The following is a 16545-nucleotide window of genomic DNA, read 5'->3' as shown; positions in this document are numbered from 1 at the left end:
ATTTCACTTTTAAAATCTCATGGACACATTAGATGCACTCCTTTTAGGTATTATTCAAGGACTCACGGAATTCTTACCTGTCTCGTCTAGTGGTCATCTGGAACTAGGAAAAGCCATCTTAGGAGACAACTCCATCCCAAAAGAGTCTTTACTTTTTACGGTGATTTTACATTTTGCAACGGCCTTAAGTACGCTTGTTGTCTTTAGAAAGGATGTGCTTGATATTATCAAAGGAGCGCTTAAGTTTAAATGGAACGAGGAGTTGCAATTTGTCTCTAAAATTGCGCTATCTATGATTCCGGCAGCGTTTGTAGGCCTCTTTTTTGAAGACGAACTGGAACAGCTTTTTGGTAGCCAGATTTTATTGGTGGGTTGCATGCTTATAGTAACCGCAGCCCTTTTAATATTGGCAGATCGCGCTAAAAACACCAATAAAGGAGTATCCTTTAGCAATGCCTTTGTCATTGGTATAGCTCAGGCTATCGCCATATTACCAGGAATATCCAGATCTGGAGCTACCATTTCTACCTCAGTGATTTTAGGAAATGATAAAACTAAAGCAGCGCGCTTTTCCTTTTTAATGGTGGTGCCCTTGATCTTTGGGAAAATTGCCAAGGATATACTAAGTGGAGAGATTAGCTATGAGAGTTCCAATTTCATGAGTTTGAGCATTGGCTTTATTGCAGCCTTTGTTTCGGGTTTGTTTGCCTGCACCTGGATGATTGCTCTAGTTAAACGCAGTAAGTTGTCCTACTTTGCTGTGTATTGCATCGTCGTTGGTGTTCTCGCAATTATTTATGCCTTATGGTAAGCGTTGAAGACTATTTAAAAGGGCAGGTTATCCTTATTGATAAACCTTTGGAATGGACCTCATTTCAAGTGGTTAATAAACTGCGCTGGGCCATTAGAAAAACCTTTAATCTTAAAAAAATTAAAGTTGGTCATGCTGGTACACTCGATCCCCTTGCTACGGGATTATTAATTATCTGCACCGGTAAAAAAACCAAGGAAATCAGCATCTATCAGGGTCAGGAAAAAGAATATACAGGGACGATTCGTCTGGGCGCTACTACGCCATCTTATGATCTAGAAACCGAGATTGACGCCGAATTTGAAACCGACCATATTACTACTGAAGCCATTCATGAAGCCACCAAAAGGTTTTTAGGAGTCATTGAGCAATACCCACCTATTTTTTCAGCTGTAAAAAAAGATGGGAAGCGCTTGTATGAATTCGCACGCGCTAATGAGTCTGTAGAAATCAAGCCAAGACAAATTGAAATTTCCTCCTTTGAAATCACCGAGATCAACGGATTGGACATCAACTTTAGGGTTCGTTGTAGTAAAGGCACCTACATACGTTCCTTAGCCCATGATTTTGGAAACGCACTCAAATCTGGAGCACACCTCACGGCACTACGTCGCACAGCAATTGGGGACTTTAAAATTGAAGACGCTCAAACACTAGATGGGTTTTTATCATCGTTAGAACAGTAAGGAAACCTTTTATCATCCATCGCGCCTAAATTTTCGTATATAGCTTTAGCCAAACCTGTGTTTTGAATTGGATCCTACGACATAAAGCAGCCATTATAACCTTGTTAATAACTGGTATCATCACCTTTGGGATGTTTAGTATACATATTACCCAAAGCATGCCCCAAATTGCTGAAACCTTTATTGATATAACTCCACTTACGGAAGAAGAGGAAACGGCTATTGAAGAGTTTCTCAACCAAACAAAGGTCACGGATAAGGCTTTTAATGAGGATGCCTCTTATAAAGAAATGATGCAACAGTTTAAGTCGGTTCCTGCAGATGATTTTGAACAAACCATGGAAGAAATAGCCTCTGAGCCAGTGGCTTCTGAAACTGTAAGTAGCAGACAAATTAATTCTTATACAGGATCCAGCTATGCTCTAAATGACGAGGAGCGACAAAAATTTGACCAAATTAAAAAGTCTATGCAGAAGGATGCTATTGCAGAACATTCCAAGTCAGCCAGTACCTTTAGCTATTCCTTAAAAGACCGTCAGGTTTTGTATTATGACACTCCAAGGTATTTATGCGATGCCGGGGGAAAAGTGATTATTAATGTTCTAGTGACGGCCAGTGGAAAAGTTAAAGAGGCTTATGTCAATGGTACTACCAAGGTGACCAATGAGTGTTTGTTAGACAGTGCCTTAGATTATGCTAGAAACGTCACTTTTAACTCAGGTTCGAAATCGGAACAATTGGGGTCTGTCACCTATTATTTTAAATCAAAAAGCAACTAAGAATTGGATTGTTTCCAAACTCCTAGTTGCTCTTACATATCTATTCCCCAAGTATTGGGTCTATGTCTTAGCTGAGTACCTTCACAAGGTCAGCAATAATTGTTTGCCCTTTGTCCTTGTTATACCAACGCTGAAGGTCTTCTTTAAATTCTGGTGTTAAGGCGCCATGTGCTTCTTTGTATGCCATAACCATTTCTGTAGCTGTTGAGGGTCTTGGACCGTATGTATCCACTACATTATGAGCCTCATCTAAAATGATGAGCTTGGGTATGGATCGCCCTCCATTGGTAAGAAATTGATCCATCAATTCTGGATTATCGTCTCTTAGCACAATACGAAGATTGATATTAGGGTTGATATCGGCCACTTTCTTCAAGACCGGTATAACATGAGCGGCATCACCACACCAACTTTCCGAAATAACCAACCAGGTCACCTTATGATTAAATTGTTGGATAGCCCTTAGATCGGCTTCCAAAATCTTAACCGTTTTATCCCAACGCTTCATACGTCTTTCGTTAAGCATGGTATAATTGGCTAAGGCTGGAGTCTTTTCATTACCCGTTGTGGATTGCTGCTCCACTAAAGTGGTCATTAATTCCTGGTAGCTTTCGTAGCTCATGCTGTTAGCTAAACCGTCTTGAATAATATCCTTAATAGTTGTATGTTCTAAAGTTTCCATGGTACAAATTTACGATGCAAAGCTCAATGGTTTTGCAACTCTTGTTACATTAGTAGGACTCGTTTAAAAACCTTACATTGTATTGGTCTATGTCTGAAAACACAACAAAAAAACGCTGTGGCTGGTGCGAAGGAGATCCCTTGTACGAGGCCTATCACGACAACGAGTGGGGTGTCCCCCTTTATGATGACGATCTCCTGTTTGAATTCTTAATTCTGGAGACCTTTCAGGCTGGCTTAAGTTGGATTACCATTTTACGTAAGCGTGAAAATTTTAGGGTGGCGTTTGATCATTTCAACTATCAAAAAATCGCTCGTTACAAGGAGCAAAAAATTGAAGCCTTACTTCAAGACGCTGGGATTATAAGAAACCGGCTTAAGATCAAGGCCACCGTTAGCAACGCCCAGGCCTTTATCAGGGTACAGGAAGAGTTTGGCAGCTTTGCTAAATACATCTGGGGCTTTGTAGATGGCAAACCTATTAACAATGCTTTGACCTCCTACAAAGACGGACCGGCTAATACACCACTTAGCGACACCATAAGTAAGGACCTTAAAAAGCGCGGTTTTAAATTTGTAGGCTCTACGGTTGTCTATGCCCATATGCAGGCCACTGGTATGGTTAATGATCATGAGGTGAGCTGTTTTAGATTCCAGGAGGTACAGGAGTTGGCATAGCTAGCTCTTATGGTTTGGCACCCTAGTTTTTTCTAAGTATTTTGTAGGAAATTTATAAACAAAGTAAACACTAATTGTTTATTTGGTTGTTTCTACACATTTAAACGAAATGAAAAAAACACTACAAATCTTAATATCTATAGCATTACTTACCTCTTGTGGTAATATTGAAAAACCAAAAGTAATCTATGAAGAAAATCAAAATGTTGGCACAGCTGAATTGAAAAGAGATTCGACCTTAATTGAAATAGCGGATATTCCAATACATATTGACAGTACAACCTACCTTATACATCCAATTGGAGAATATAAAATATATGGCTCAAGAGGAAAGTCTTATTTTGGTTCATCAAGTTCTGGTTTTGGAACTTTTGCGATTTCGAATTACAATAGATACGAAATAACAGGTGACCTTTATAATTTAAAATTTCAAGAATTAAACTCAGAAAACCTTTCTTCTTTAACTTCAAAGAATATCCGAATTAAATCAGTGTCATTCCTTCGAGACGTCTTTGATAATAATAAAAAACAGTTTTTAGTTTATCGCATATTGGATAGTGACACTAATAAGGACAATGAACTCGACGATACTGACATAAAATCCTTGTATATAAGCAATATTGACGGAACGAATTTCCAAAAATTAACAGCCGAATTTCAAGAACTAATTGACTGGAAAGTTATTCCAATAAAAAATCGACTATACTTCAGAAGTATAGAAGATTCAAATAAAAATGGAGAGTTTGATAAGGAAGATAAAATCCATTATCAATACGTGGATTTTAATAAAAACGAAATTAAGGTAACCGAATACAAACCGTTATAAAAAACAATTTGCCAACAACACCTATAATGCATGGCTTATACCTATGAAATGAGTAAAATAACTCAATCGCTTTTTAGTAACTTGGTTTTTTAAGTGTCCATTCAAATGAAAAAAGCCCTTAAGTACCTTATTGTATTTCTTTCTCTAATCCTATTAACACTTTGGATCACCGACACCAGCTATTTGTTACGTGGTGTAAGAACCGTCTATTTAAGGGGTAATCTGGATGTTACCATTGATGATTATACGGTGCAAGAAACAGCCCTAATCAAGGCTACTGATGCCAAAGCATGGCTATTGCATCCCAAGTACAATACCATAGAGCTGTCCGACGATTTTGTAAACTTTAATAAAGAACAGCGGACTATTGCTTTTCTGGTCATTAAAGATGGTGAACTCTTGAGCGAAACCTATTTTGATGAAGGTAGTATGGATCATCTATCGGGTATTTGGTCCATCTCCAAGACCTATACCTCTCTTCTACTTCTTAAGGCCCAACAAGATGGCCTCATCGATAGTATTGACGATCCCGTTAGTCAATACCTCCCAGAATGGCAGGTTACGCAAGAGGAGCCTTTGACACTTCGCCATTTGGCCTCTATGAATACAGGTTTGTTTTGGGACGAATGGGATCACAGCCCCTTTTCCCTCATCGCCAAACTGAATTTCTACGGGGATCTTGAGAAGTACACACTTGAAGATCTATATGCTATTGGCACCCCTGGCGGGCAGCAGCACTATAATTCTGGTGGCACCCAATTACTGGGAACGGTTTTAAACCGTGTATTGGCCCCAAAAACCATTAGCGAGTATCTGCAAGAGTCGTTTTGGACTCCTCTTAATTATGAGCATGATGGGTTATTTATATTGGATTCTAAAAAGCACCAGCATGAAAAGACCTTTGGAGGGCTCGTAAGTACCGCTCGTAATGTATCCCGCATTGGGCAACTCATTAATAATAACGGAGTCTGGAATAATCAACAAATTCTAACCGAAGCTGATATGCAGTTGATCAAAACCCTTCCCTATAACAATACCACCTATAATTATGGACTTTGGACAGGCCTATACGAAGGAGACCGCTTTTATTACCAGGCTGGATTTGGCGGGCAATACTGTATTTCCTTCCCCAAACACAGTTTGGTGATTACGCGTCTTGGCCATAAAACCACGAAAAAAAACAATATCAATGAGGTTTCGCCAGATACTGAGGTTTACATAAGGGAGGCCTTACGCATTGTTGATCAGCTTAATCAGACCAACTAAAACACCAGATACTTAAGAAAGGTATCTCTAGACATATGTTTTCCACCCAGACTTTCCAGATGTTTGGTGTGTAATTGACAATCTATCAAATCGTAGTTACCAGTTTGCACCAAATGTATAAAGGCAACCTTACTGGCATTACTCACCAGACTAAACATACTTTCACCACAAAACACACCATTACCAAGATCAACACCATACAAACCACCTACTAATTGTTTGTTTTGCCATACCTCATAGGATTTAGCATAACCCGTCTTAAAGAGATTACTATAGGCCTGTTTCATTTCTTCAGTAATCCAGGTGCCATCCTGTTGTTTTCGCTTAATAGCCGAACAATGATCCACCACCTCATCAAAAGCCTTATTAACCGTAACTTTAAACAAACCTTTCCTTAAAATAGCATTCATACTTTTGGACACCTTTAAATCTTCTGGCATTAGTACAAACCGAGGATCGGGAGACCACCAGAGAATAGGGCCACCTTCTTCGTACCAGGGAAAAATGCTACATTCATAGGCATGAAGCAAGCGTTCAGGAGACAGGTCTCCTCCAACGGCAAGTAAACCATCGGAAGAAGCTTTGCTTACATGTGGAAATTGTATTTTTTCGTCTAAAAAGTACATAAATCACTCTTTCGCAAACGTTTTCGTAAGCTAATTATCCGTTAAATGGGCATTTTTACTTTGAAAGTAGAATATTTTTTTTGATATTTGACATGACCTTTGTGTAATAAATTTGTTCATCATTGCTTTTTTTTGAGTTTGTTTATGAAGGTCAAAACCTAAAACCACAATACTAAGTCCTGATTCACGTCAGGACTTTTTTCTTGGCATAAAAAAAGACTTGCGTTCCGGCAAGTCTTTATATGTTTTAAACTGATCACCATTTTTAGAACGGTAAATCATCGTAGTCATCCTCTTTGACATTGGTAGCAGGTTCAAAAGCATCTGCTGGTGGAATTGGAGGCATCTCATTTGGTGCCGATTCCGATTGTAAGGCTTCGATTCTCCAACCTTGAATGGTATTGAAATACTTAGTCTCACCTTGAGGACTCACCCACTCTCTACCACGCAAGTTAATACTGATTTTAACTTGTTGTCCAACGGCATACTGATCTAAAAGACTGGTCTTGTCTTGAATAAATTCTACCATGATATGCTGTGGGTATTGCTCTTCGGTAGTCACCACAACCTCACGCTTTCTAAACCCGTTACTTCCAAATTCTTTGGTCGCTCCTAATACCTTAATTCTCCCTTGAATCTCCATCTGTTTCTCTTAAAAATTATACTGATTAATTACAGCTACGAAAGTAATAACTTCCATGCACTTTCTACGTCTCCGTAGCTCAAATAATTCTTCGCTAATTTGTGTTTATCGCGATGGGACGCTTCAGCAATATTTGGGTAGCGTTCCTTTATATCCTCAATAAAGGAAGTCACCTCAGCCTCTTTAGGCAAAGCCTCAACATTCCCTAACATTCCAAGGTCGTTACCCGTAAGAATCATGCTGTTTTTCACATGATCTGGCATGGCATCAACGCCCATTCCAAGTTTTTTAAGTGGTTTAGGTATTTCAAAAAAACCAGATTTTGCTCTGCTGTAATAACTGCTCCCCGCACGTGCTACTAAATCCAATTTTTCCTGGTTGATACTCTGATCAGGATTAGTAACCTCATCCGCTATATGCATTTTTAGCACCTCGCATAAAATTAAGTTTCCTGCTCCTCCATTGTCTCCTAAGTAAATAATATCATTGACCTGACACTCAAATTGCACAGGAGATTCTGCTACCCTAAAAGGCTTAATGGTTTCTGAAGGCAACATGGTTAGTCCTGCTTTCTCAAATTCGTTTATATCAGAAGGGTATTCTGTGCTACTGAGAGACATTTGATGGACTATGTCAAAATTGACAACATTAATCACCACCTCTTTAACCGCTTCAATATTGGTCAGGGTATCTTTAACCGAATTATCACGAACTCTTCTAGCAGGTGAAAAGGCTAAAATTGGCGGATTAGAACTAAAGACATTAAAATAGCTAAACGGTGATAAGTTGGGTTGCCCTTCTTTGTTAATTGTACTGGCAAAAGCAATTGGTCTTGGTGCTACTGCGCTTAATAAATAGGAATGTAATTGGGCCGTTGATAGGTCTTTCGGAAAATACGAAATCATGTAGTGCTTTGATTTTCAACAAATATAACTAATAGGGGCTTCTCAAAAAACCCTTTGAAAATTCTAAGCAGACAATAATTCTTTCATAATTGCATTATATTTAGGCGTCGGTAAAAAGAGAGAATGACCCTTAACTTCAATAGAAATTTATTCCGCTGGATTTTAATTATTTCGTCTTTTGTTATTATCACGCTCATCCTCTGGAATACATACTCATTTTTTCAAAAGTTTAAAGAAGAGGAACGGGCCAAGATGGAAACCTGGTCCATTGCTCAAATAGATTTAAACAGCAATAATGATCTCAATGCAAATATCAATCAGGTTACTTCTCATGTAATAACAGAGACTATACTAAGCACACCTGTTCTGGTGCTCAACGATAAACAGAACTTATATAGTTCGCAGAACATAAGCGAAGCGCTACTTCAGGATAGTGCGTCTGTACAAAAACTAATAGTCAAATTCAGTTCTGAGAATCAACCAATTCCTGTACTAGTAGATGGGAAAGTTAGTCTTATGATCTACTATGGAAATTCACCCATACTAAATAAGCTTAAGTATTATCCTTTATTTCTATTGCTGATCATTGTTTTGTTTGCTGCCGTAGTTTTCTTTTTTTACAAGAGCACCAAAAATGCCGAACAGAATCGACTTTGGACTGGTATGGCTAAGGAAACAGCACATCAAATCGGCACCCCGCTTTCTTCTCTGGTGGGATGGACCGAGATTCTCAAATCAGAAAATGTTAATCCTGAGTATATTACAGAGATTGAAAAGGATATCAACCGCCTTCAAACCATAACAGATCGCTTCAGTAAAATTGGATCCATACCCATTTTAGAAAATTTAGATGTGGTTGAACTTACTAAAAACTCCTATGAGTATATAAAGGCCAGGAGTTCGAAGCTTATTGACTTCAGCTTTTCGGCCCCCGAGGAGTCATTACATGCTCATGTAAACCCTCAGCTATTTAGCTGGACTATTGAAAATTTGGTGAAAAATGCCATTGATGCCATGAAAGGAAAAGGCGCTCTAAACATCAGCATTGAGAAGACTTCAAATATTGTTTTGGTTAATATTTCGGATACCGGAAAAGGGATCAGCAAATCTAATTTTAAGAAGATTTTTGAACCGGGTTATACCACGAAAGCCAGAGGTTGGGGACTCGGACTCTCCTTATCTAAGCGCATTATTGAAGATTACCACCAAGGTAAAATACGTGTTCTTAAATCGGAAATTGGGGTGGGTTCTACCTTACAGATTGCCCTAAGACTACAAGGCTGAATTAATCAAGGCAGCTGTTTTCTCAAATACTTCTGGAGTTAGCTTTTGCTTGGATGTAAATCGTGCATCTTCCATTGTATGAAGAGGAATAAGGTGCACATGTACATGAGGCACTTCCAAACCAATCACAGTCATACCTACACGCTCACAAGGAATTACCTTTTCAATAGCTTTGGCTACTTTTCTAGAAAAGGCCATGAGACCCATATAGGTATCTTCATCAAGGTCGAAGATCTTGTCCACTTCTTTTTTTGGGATGCATAGTGTATGCCCCGTGGAATTTGGATTAATGTCTAAAAACGCATAAAAATCCTCTGATTCAGCAACTTTGTAAGAAGGAATATCTCCGTTAATGATTTTGGTGAAAATGGATGCCATAAAAATACCTTTACATAAAAATAAAAAAGATTTTTACACCCTTCAAGCTATTCACTTGAAAAGAGAATAAGAATCTCATTTAAAGATATTTTGTTATAACTATCTGGAAATTTCCAGGATGTCAAATTTCATAACACCATTGGGCACTTGGATTTCTGCCACATCACCAACAGACTTTCCTAGCAATCCTTTTCCAATTGGAGAATTAACAGATATTTTACCCGCAGCAAGATCCGCTTCGCTTTCAGCAACCAGGGTGTAGGTCATTTCCATACCATTTACCTGATTTTTAATTTTCACTATAGACAAGGCTAAAACCTTTGAGGTATCTAATTGTGATTCGTCAATAACGCGAGCATTTGCCAAGGTCTCTTCCATCTTTGAAATTTTCATTTCTAGAAGTCCTTGCGCCTCTTTAGCTGCATCATATTCGGCGTTTTCACTTAAATCACCTTTATCTCTTGCCTCAGCAATTGCTTGAGAGGCTTTTGGTCGTTCAATATCTTTTAGAACACGTAGTTCTTCTCTTAATTTTTTAATACCCTCTAATGTATAGTAAGATACGTTACTCATAATTCTTTCGTTTAATCCTTAAACCGATTTATTGTATTACCCCGTTTGTTTTATGTGAGACAAGATACGCTCTTGGGTAAATGCAAAAAATCTCGCGTCAACGAGATTGAATAGCAAATATACGAAACTTTTAACGGATGGACTTAAAATTGTACCTTGCAAGCCCTTTAAAACTGATTATGAAAGCACTTAAAATACTTATAATAGCCGTATTAATTACCAGTTGTTCTGGCGACAGTGTCGGCTCTAATTGTAATTTTTTGCCCAACGTAACTGTAGATGCTGTGATCAACCTTAATCTTCCACAGTTCAATGACCTAAACTTTACCAGTGGAGTTGTAAGATTGGGAGGTCAAGGTAATGCCGGTGTCTATCTAATAAGAGCTAATAATCAGACGATTTTGGCCTGGGATGGAGCAGACCCTGCCCAACCACTTGCTTCATGTTCTACCATGACCTTAGATGGTACGGAAGTCTCAAGTAGTTGTGCAGGAGATAATGTCTATTCCTTATTTACAGGCGGCCCTGTCTCTGGGTCCACCAACTGTACCCTTAAACCTTATCGCGTTACTCCAATTGGAGATAATGTCTTCCAATTATCCAATTAAAAGAATAAGGAAACTCCTATTAGAAAGTTAATAGTTGCCTGTGGGTAATAGCCAACCCCTTCAACAGTTGTAATCGTTCCTGGATCTGTAAAATCATCATCATATGTGAAATAGTATCCATTGGACACATACTCCTCATTGAAAAGATTATTTACCAATCCGGTAATAACAACTGAATCAAACACCTTATTCGTCTTTATCGTATAAACAACATTTAAATCGTTGATGAAGTAGGCATCTAATTTTGAAAGTTGCGCTTCTGTGTTACTCATAAATTGTTCCCCAACATATTTGGACAATAATGAAATTTGAAGTGGCTCAATTGGACTATAAACTATGGCATTTGCACCAATAACATTGGGTGTAAATGCGATAGCAGTGCTCCCTAGATTTACTAGTTCTCCATCAATAGAAGTAATGGTTTCTCTATTGCGATTGGTGCTTAAGGTTAAATTAGGTTGCAAGGCCCACTTAGACCCTAAAGGTATAACGGCCTCTAATTCCAATCCAATTCTATAACTCTCACCGCTATTGGTACGTATTGGATTCCCAACATCATCTAATTCCCCGGATAATACAAGCTGTTCGTTGTAGAGCATAAAGTATGAGTTGGCATTAAAACTAAAGCCGTTTTTGGCATGGCGCCAACCTAACTCAAAATCATTTAAGACTTCAGGTCTAATATCTGGGTTACTTTCAAAATCTGTTCTGTTTGGCTCACGATTAGCTCGCGCATATGAGAAGTATAAATCATTGGTGGTATTAAGGTTATACGTAAGTCCGGCCTTAGGATTAAAGAAGGTAAAGTTCTTATCTACCTCAAAAGGATCAAGGTCCGAGTTGGTACCTACTGTCTTGTAGGTTACATTTCTCAGTTGTAAATCTCCATATAATAACAGCTTATCATTTAGGCGGTAATTCGCCTTAGCAAACCCAGATAAGTCAGTCTTTTTACTGTTACCATCATAATAACGATCTCGAATTTCACTACCAGGTCCAAACTCTGCCCAGATGACCTCACCAAAATGATCCCCATCATAAGAACTAAACGATCCACCAAACACAAAATCTACCGAATCTGTTTTGTAATTGGCGTTCGCGTTGACAACATAAAAGTTATTATCCAACCATCTTCTTCGAATTAAGTTGGTAGTATCCACAAGTTCCCCGTTGACAAAAATGGGTTCAAAACCGTAGGTGCTAAAGTCATCATCTTCACGAAACTGCTCAAAATATCCGCGACCGTAGGTGTAATTTAAACTTAGGGTGGTGGACCAATTTCTATTATAGCGCTGATTCCAGTGTAACTGGTAATGATCCTGGTTATAATTATCTACCTCGTTGTCATAGAAAGTAATATTACCATCGCGACCAGTGTAGATCCCTGCTGGGTTAAACGTTCTGTCTGTTGCCAATGTTTCTGCATCAATCCCAAACCAGGATTGGTATGTTACTTCTTTTCCACCAAAAACAACGGCCTTAATAAACGTATTGTCCATTATAAAAGACCCTTGAAGAAAATAGGATTTTAAATCTGCACTGGCTCTATCAATGTAACCGTCAGAAGCTATATTGGAAAGGCGTCCCGAAATTTCAAAATGATCATTCATGAGACCAGTACTAAACTTTACCGTATGCTTACGCGTATTAAAACTCCCAAAGGAATTGGAAATCTCGCCAGATGGTTCATAGGTGGTTGCATCTGTTAAGATGTTAATACTGGCTCCAAAGGCTCCAGAGCCATTGGTAGAGGTCCCTACCCCACGTTGTAACTGTAAGCTTTCAGTTGAGGAAGCAAAATCTCCTAAATTAACCCAAAAGGTTCCTAGAGACTCGGCATCATTATAGGGTATACCATTGATGGTAACATTAGTGGATTGGGGGCTTACCCCACGGATTCTAATTCCGGTATAGCCAACACTCGCTCCAGCGTCTGAGGTATTAACTACAGACGGTAAAAACTTGAGAATTTCAGGCATATCCTGACCGAGGTTACGTTTTGCAATCTCAGTTTTGGTAATATTTGTGTGGGTAATTGGCGACTCTGCATCCACCCTCACGGCCTTTACTAAGACCTCATCTAATTTCTCAACCTCTGTTGAGTCCTTTTGCTGCTGTTGTTGTTGCGCAAAAAGGTTAGTAGCAACAAATAAGGCTACTACAAATACGAATAAATTTTTCATTACGATTAGTTACTAATCGAATAAAAAGAGGTAATTATTCTTGTTACTATTTTGATTAAACAATACGCCAAAACTGAGCTGTTGCACATCAGATTTAGCATTTTTCCCTAAACAGCATTACCTGTTCCAGGTTCTATGGGTATGATCTCAGCCCTTTGAAGGGCACCCCTTTTGAGAACGCCGCAAAAATACGATAGAAATTAGATTGATTACGCAGTTGAAAGATTTTTTTACTACTCTTTAAAAACTTAACCTATTTTCGGTGGTTTTCGGCTCGATTTTTTGTCCGAATGTCGGCGTTTATCTTCCTGACGCTTTCTTTTTACAGCTCGCGGCACAGTGGTAGACTTCCGCTTTTTCTGAGTCTTTAACCCGGCTTCTAAAAGATCAAATAAGCGCTGGGTTACCAGTTCCTTATTTCGTAACTGGCTACGTGTCTTACCAGAGCTCAAACGTAATACCCCCTCTTTGCTTAGCATAGAAGCGTAAGTCTGTATCAACTTTTGTTTTTGGTCAACAGAAAGAAACAATGATGACTGCAAATCGAAGCTAAGCTCTACCTTGGTAGCTACCTTGTTGACATGCTGACCCCCACTTCCAGAACTCCTTATGGCTTTAAATTTTAGTTCTCTGCCTATGCCCTTTTTATCTAATATCACCTCTTTGGTGTGGGGGTTTTAGAAGATCGTTCACTGTTTTTACAGGATTAAATGTAACTATAGGTACTTCAACAAAAATTGAGTTCCAAAAGGCCATGGACCCGTTCCAAAGACCTGGCAATTCCAATGCCTTAATGGCTTTGCCATTTCTAGTCTTATTGGTTATAAATGCCGATTTTTCGTCAACAAATTCATTTAAATCAAACTTATTTCCCTTGTAATCTTTAGTGGCACATACTAAATCTACCGGATTGAAATGGGTGGCATTCTTAAAAATGTTTTTTTGAGCTGGGTCATTTAAGTTAACCTGTGCCGATTCTACAATTTGTAAGGAAGCATTCCAGTTTTGATCACGCACCCAAAACGGACCACCACCAGGCTCACCCTCATTCTTAACCATTCCACATACTCGAATGGGTCTGTTAAGCTTTTCTCTTAAATACTCGCGCTTGTATGCGTCTGAGTACCTCTCGAACTCATGAGAAATCTTAACGTTTAAACGGCGGGTTAAAAACTCGGCAATACTATTTAATTCAGCTTCCTCAAGGGTATCTGCGTCCAATTGATGCATAAATTCGAAAGCTTCTTTTTGAACCTTCATGAGAATCCCTGCCAGTATTTTTTTATACTTGGCAACCTCTTCTTTAAGCATAAACATGACTACATTATCAATATTCTTAATGAATATGATATCAGCATCTAATTCGTTAAGGTTTTTTATTAAGGCCCCATGACCTGATGGCCTGAAAAGAAGCGATCCATCTTCTTCCCTAAAAGGCTCATTATCTGGGGTTACTGCAATGGTGTCTGTAGATTGCATTTGAAACGAATATTCGATCTCAAATTTTAATCCCGTTTTCTTCTCTACTTTGTGTTCGATCCTTTCTGTTTCTTCAACAAATTTATCTCTAAATTTCTCCGAAACTGTAAAATGCAAATGTGCTACCTTATCATCTGAAGTATACAGTGCCGTTTCAAATAAATGCTCTTCAAAAGCCGTTGAAATCACTTTATTTTTATACTCATGGAATGGTAAAAGTCCTTTTGGAAAATTACCATAGTCAAGCTTATCCTCATCCAACATGGCATGAACAAATGTCAGAACTCGTTCTCTAATACTTTCAATTGCATAGTAGTCCGAACCATCTCTAGACATTTGTTTTATTACCAAATCGTAAAACGGAAATTTCTCCAACCCAACAAGAAATAAAGACAAATCCTTAAGCTCATGCTTATTGATATAAGAATTAATTGATTCTACTTGAGGATCATAACTTTTTAAAAATTCAAACAAGAATTTAAACATTCGCGTTGCTGCCCCCGATGCCGGCACAAATTTTAGCAAATGCAGGCCTTTTCTGTGAGTTTCAAAAAAATCAATAGTTTCTTCGATCAGTTCGTCACTCAATTTGGTAATGCCATTTCCAATGGTAGCGGTATCCACAATATGAGTGTACGGTAATCCTGTTTTAAAGGTCTCAATCTGTTTGTTAACCTGCTTTAAGGTTAATCCTTTTTCTTCAATTTTTTTTAAATCCTGATCTGATAGGTTCATGAACGCGCTTCTAGCAATTGATTGATATTGTCAACAGCTAAGTTAAAACGTTCCTCGGGATTTCCCTTTAATAAAACAAAAGGTTTATCATAAGTTAACAATGCCTCATAAAATGCCTGAAACATGCGCTCTCGCTCATTAGGCTTGTCTCTCAGATCATCCGCTACCCAAGGAGTATCAATATAAGTCAACAAATACAATTCATACTGGTTTTTCTGAGCATAAGTATCTAATATTGAATCACATGAACCGGTATAGTATGCCTCACTGTAAACTTTTGTTTCAAGAAGATCTGTATCACAAATTAATACCTTATTTGCCCTTTGAGCATAAGCATTCTCTAAAGCCATCTGCCCAATTGCAATAGGTAACAAGTCATGAGGTTCACAAACCTTTTTTTCTCTATCCCACTTTTCCTGAAGATAATCCCTCGCAAATTCTGGTACCCAGAGCGTATTGTAATACTCGGCTAATTGCTTAGAAAGTGTGGTTTTACCCGTGGACTCAGGTCCAAATAACACAATTTTTATGCAGTCTGCAGGTTGTTGCTTAAGCTTTTCTTCCATTCTAAATAACCGTAAATAGCCAAGACTGTAAAGATAAGATATTGCAGGGAGAGCATTCCCAAGCCGCGATAGGCATATAAAGGAATTGTTATGAGATCACCGATGATCCACAATGTCCAATTCTCAATCTTTTTATTAGCCATATACCACATGGCGGTAAAAAAGATTCCTGAGGTGATAATATCAATATAATTAGGGATTTCTAAGGTATAATCAAAAGCATTGTAAACTCCATAAGTTACCAGCATCGTCACGACAAAACAAAACACCCCAATTTGCTTCTCTTTAGTATTGGTTCTTGAAATGGGCACCATGTATTTATTGTCCTTTTTGCGAGACCAGTTCCACCAGCCATAAATACTCATTCCAGAATAGTAGAGATTCATCATCATGTCGCCTAGGTAACTATTGATGTACAGAAGGTAGACTGTAATAATTGTACAAATTATGCCCGTTGGATAGACTAGAATATTCTCCTGTTTAGCGTACCATACGCTGGCAATTCCAAATACAAAAGCTATGGCTTCAAGAGCTATTTGCCAGCTTGGTGTATTCTGGTAGGCATCGAGAAAAAACTCAAAAATGGGGTTCATAATCGCTTCTATTGGTTTTAACGATTTTCATGTTAAGAACCGCAAGGTCCATGCCTTCGAATGATTCTTTAATAACCTGATTGAGAAAAGGCATAATTTGATCATAGTCCCCAAAGATCTGTGTACTTAAAGGGTTTTCTAGAACTGTAAATTCAGAGGCTCTCAAAGCCTTTATAAAGCCGATGATGTGTGGTTCGTAATCGTCTTTAAGTGGTGTAAGAGTAAATTCTATGGATATGTCCATA

Annotated in this window: 20 protein-coding genes; 8 read left to right on the top strand and 12 right to left on the bottom strand. The window is 38.4% G+C overall.

Annotated features, from left to right (window positions below; all coding sequences use genetic code 11):
* Positions 1 to 19: 19 nt before the first annotated feature.
* The 3 genes from DN064_RS02440 (at position 20) to DN064_RS02430 (ending at position 2276) form a co-directional block, all read left to right on the top strand.
* Complete coding sequence (locus DN064_RS02440; RefSeq protein WP_115461013.1) at positions 20 to 811, top strand: undecaprenyl-diphosphate phosphatase; 792 nt, start codon at positions 20 to 22, stop codon at positions 809 to 811.
* On the top strand, positions 805 to 1497 hold the full coding sequence (gene truB / locus DN064_RS02435; protein ID WP_115461012.1) for a tRNA pseudouridine(55) synthase TruB: 693 nt from the start codon (positions 805 to 807) through the stop codon (positions 1495 to 1497). Before DN064_RS02440 ends, truB begins: the two co-directional genes overlap by 7 nt.
* A gap of 62 nt (positions 1498 to 1559) precedes the next feature.
* Positions 1560 to 2276 carry a hypothetical protein gene (locus tag DN064_RS02430; protein WP_157962208.1) on the top strand — a complete coding sequence of 239 codons (717 nt, stop codon included), beginning with the start codon at positions 1560 to 1562 and terminating at the stop codon, positions 2274 to 2276.
* Positions 2277 to 2343: 67 nt separating this feature from the next.
* Here DN064_RS02430 and DN064_RS02425 read toward each other — a convergent pair whose 3' ends face one another.
* Positions 2344 to 2958, bottom strand: a complete 615-nt coding sequence (locus tag DN064_RS02425) for a thioredoxin family protein (protein WP_115461010.1) — start codon at positions 2956 to 2958, stop codon at positions 2344 to 2346.
* A gap of 89 nt (positions 2959 to 3047) precedes the next feature.
* On the opposite strand from DN064_RS02425, the gene DN064_RS02420 reads away from it, so the two are divergent.
* The 3 genes from DN064_RS02420 (at position 3048) to DN064_RS02410 (ending at position 5727) form a co-directional block, all read left to right on the top strand.
* Complete coding sequence (locus DN064_RS02420) at positions 3048 to 3635, top strand: DNA-3-methyladenine glycosylase I (protein WP_115461009.1); 588 nt, start codon at positions 3048 to 3050, stop codon at positions 3633 to 3635.
* A gap of 109 nt (positions 3636 to 3744) precedes the next feature.
* Positions 3745 to 4461 (top strand): hypothetical protein, encoded by a 717-nt coding sequence (locus DN064_RS02415; RefSeq protein WP_115461008.1) that lies wholly within the window; start codon positions 3745 to 3747, stop codon positions 4459 to 4461.
* 105 nt (positions 4462 to 4566) lie between these two features.
* The gene (locus tag DN064_RS02410) at positions 4567 to 5727 is read left to right on the top strand and encodes a serine hydrolase domain-containing protein (RefSeq protein WP_115461007.1); all 1161 of its coding nucleotides are present in this window, start codon (positions 4567 to 4569) and stop codon (positions 5725 to 5727) included.
* On the opposite strand, the gene aat is transcribed toward DN064_RS02410, so the two are convergent.
* The 3 genes from aat to DN064_RS02395 all read right to left on the bottom strand — a co-directional run bounded on the left by aat (position 5724) and on the right by DN064_RS02395 (position 7901).
* Positions 5724 to 6353, bottom strand: a complete 630-nt coding sequence (aat, locus tag DN064_RS02405; RefSeq protein WP_115461006.1) for a leucyl/phenylalanyl-tRNA--protein transferase — start codon at positions 6351 to 6353, stop codon at positions 5724 to 5726. The two genes, DN064_RS02410 and aat, sit on opposite strands and share 4 nt — an antisense overlap.
* Before the next feature lie 265 nt (positions 6354 to 6618).
* Entirely contained in the window at positions 6619 to 6996 is a 378-nt protein-coding gene (locus DN064_RS02400; protein WP_115461005.1) for a DUF3127 domain-containing protein, read from the bottom strand.
* A gap of 35 nt (positions 6997 to 7031) precedes the next feature.
* Positions 7032 to 7901, bottom strand: coding sequence for a flavin reductase family protein (locus DN064_RS02395; RefSeq protein ID WP_115461004.1), 870 nt, complete (start codon positions 7899 to 7901; stop codon positions 7032 to 7034).
* A gap of 123 nt (positions 7902 to 8024) precedes the next feature.
* Here DN064_RS02395 and DN064_RS02390 point away from each other — a divergent pair, with 123 nt between their 5' ends.
* Positions 8025 to 9185 carry a sensor histidine kinase gene (locus DN064_RS02390; RefSeq protein WP_115461003.1) on the top strand — a complete coding sequence of 387 codons (1161 nt, stop codon included), beginning with the start codon at positions 8025 to 8027 and terminating at the stop codon, positions 9183 to 9185.
* Here the strand turns inward: DN064_RS02390 and DN064_RS02385 are convergent.
* Both DN064_RS02385 and greA read right to left on the bottom strand, forming a co-directional pair.
* A complete protein-coding gene (locus DN064_RS02385; protein ID WP_115461002.1) occupies positions 9174 to 9563 on the bottom strand; it encodes an HIT family protein in 390 nt (129 codons plus the stop codon). The genes DN064_RS02390 and DN064_RS02385 overlap by 12 nt on opposite strands.
* Positions 9564 to 9662: 99 nt before the next feature.
* Positions 9663 to 10136, bottom strand: a complete 474-nt coding sequence (gene greA, locus DN064_RS02380) for a transcription elongation factor GreA (RefSeq protein WP_115461001.1) — start codon at positions 10134 to 10136, stop codon at positions 9663 to 9665.
* Positions 10137 to 10315: 179 nt separating this feature from the next.
* Between greA and DN064_RS02375 the strand changes: the two genes are divergently transcribed.
* Positions 10316 to 10744 (top strand): Rieske (2Fe-2S) protein, encoded by a 429-nt coding sequence (locus tag DN064_RS02375; protein ID WP_157962207.1) that lies wholly within the window; start codon positions 10316 to 10318, stop codon positions 10742 to 10744.
* On the opposite strand, the gene DN064_RS02370 is transcribed toward DN064_RS02375, so the two are convergent.
* The 6 genes from DN064_RS02370 to DN064_RS02345 all read right to left on the bottom strand — a co-directional run bounded on the left by DN064_RS02370 (position 10741) and on the right by DN064_RS02345 (position 16544).
* On the bottom strand, positions 10741 to 12927 hold the full coding sequence (locus DN064_RS02370) for a TonB-dependent receptor (protein ID WP_115460999.1): 2187 nt from the start codon (positions 12925 to 12927) through the stop codon (positions 10741 to 10743). The two genes, DN064_RS02375 and DN064_RS02370, sit on opposite strands and share 4 nt — an antisense overlap.
* 248 nt (positions 12928 to 13175) lie before the next feature.
* Complete coding sequence (gene arfB / locus DN064_RS02365; protein ID WP_317047351.1) at positions 13176 to 13586, bottom strand: alternative ribosome rescue aminoacyl-tRNA hydrolase ArfB; 411 nt, start codon at positions 13584 to 13586, stop codon at positions 13176 to 13178.
* Entirely contained in the window at positions 13573 to 15141 is a 1569-nt protein-coding gene (locus tag DN064_RS02360; RefSeq protein WP_115460998.1) for a DUF4301 family protein, read from the bottom strand. The genes arfB and DN064_RS02360 overlap by 14 nt, the downstream gene beginning before the upstream one ends.
* Positions 15138 to 15707 carry an AAA family ATPase gene (locus DN064_RS02355; protein ID WP_115460997.1) on the bottom strand — a complete coding sequence of 190 codons (570 nt, stop codon included), beginning with the start codon at positions 15705 to 15707 and terminating at the stop codon, positions 15138 to 15140. The genes DN064_RS02360 and DN064_RS02355 overlap by 4 nt, the downstream gene beginning before the upstream one ends.
* Positions 15668 to 16300: a nicotinamide riboside transporter PnuC gene (gene pnuC / locus DN064_RS02350; protein WP_198659392.1), complete on the bottom strand. Its 633-nt coding sequence runs from the start codon at positions 16298 to 16300 to the stop codon at positions 15668 to 15670. The genes DN064_RS02355 and pnuC overlap by 40 nt, the downstream gene beginning before the upstream one ends.
* Positions 16284 to 16544 carry a YkoF family thiamine/hydroxymethylpyrimidine-binding protein gene (locus DN064_RS02345; protein ID WP_115460996.1) on the bottom strand — a complete coding sequence of 87 codons (261 nt, stop codon included), beginning with the start codon at positions 16542 to 16544 and terminating at the stop codon, positions 16284 to 16286. The genes pnuC and DN064_RS02345 overlap by 17 nt, the downstream gene beginning before the upstream one ends.
* Position 16545 lies beyond the last annotated feature (1 nt).

It is taken from the genome of Winogradskyella aurantiaca, assembly GCF_003362725.1.
Lineage (GTDB): Bacteria > Bacteroidota > Bacteroidia > Flavobacteriales > Flavobacteriaceae > Winogradskyella_A > Winogradskyella_A aurantiaca.
Note: the sequence above shows the minus strand (reverse complement) of the source record. Positions and strands in the feature narration are given on the sequence as shown.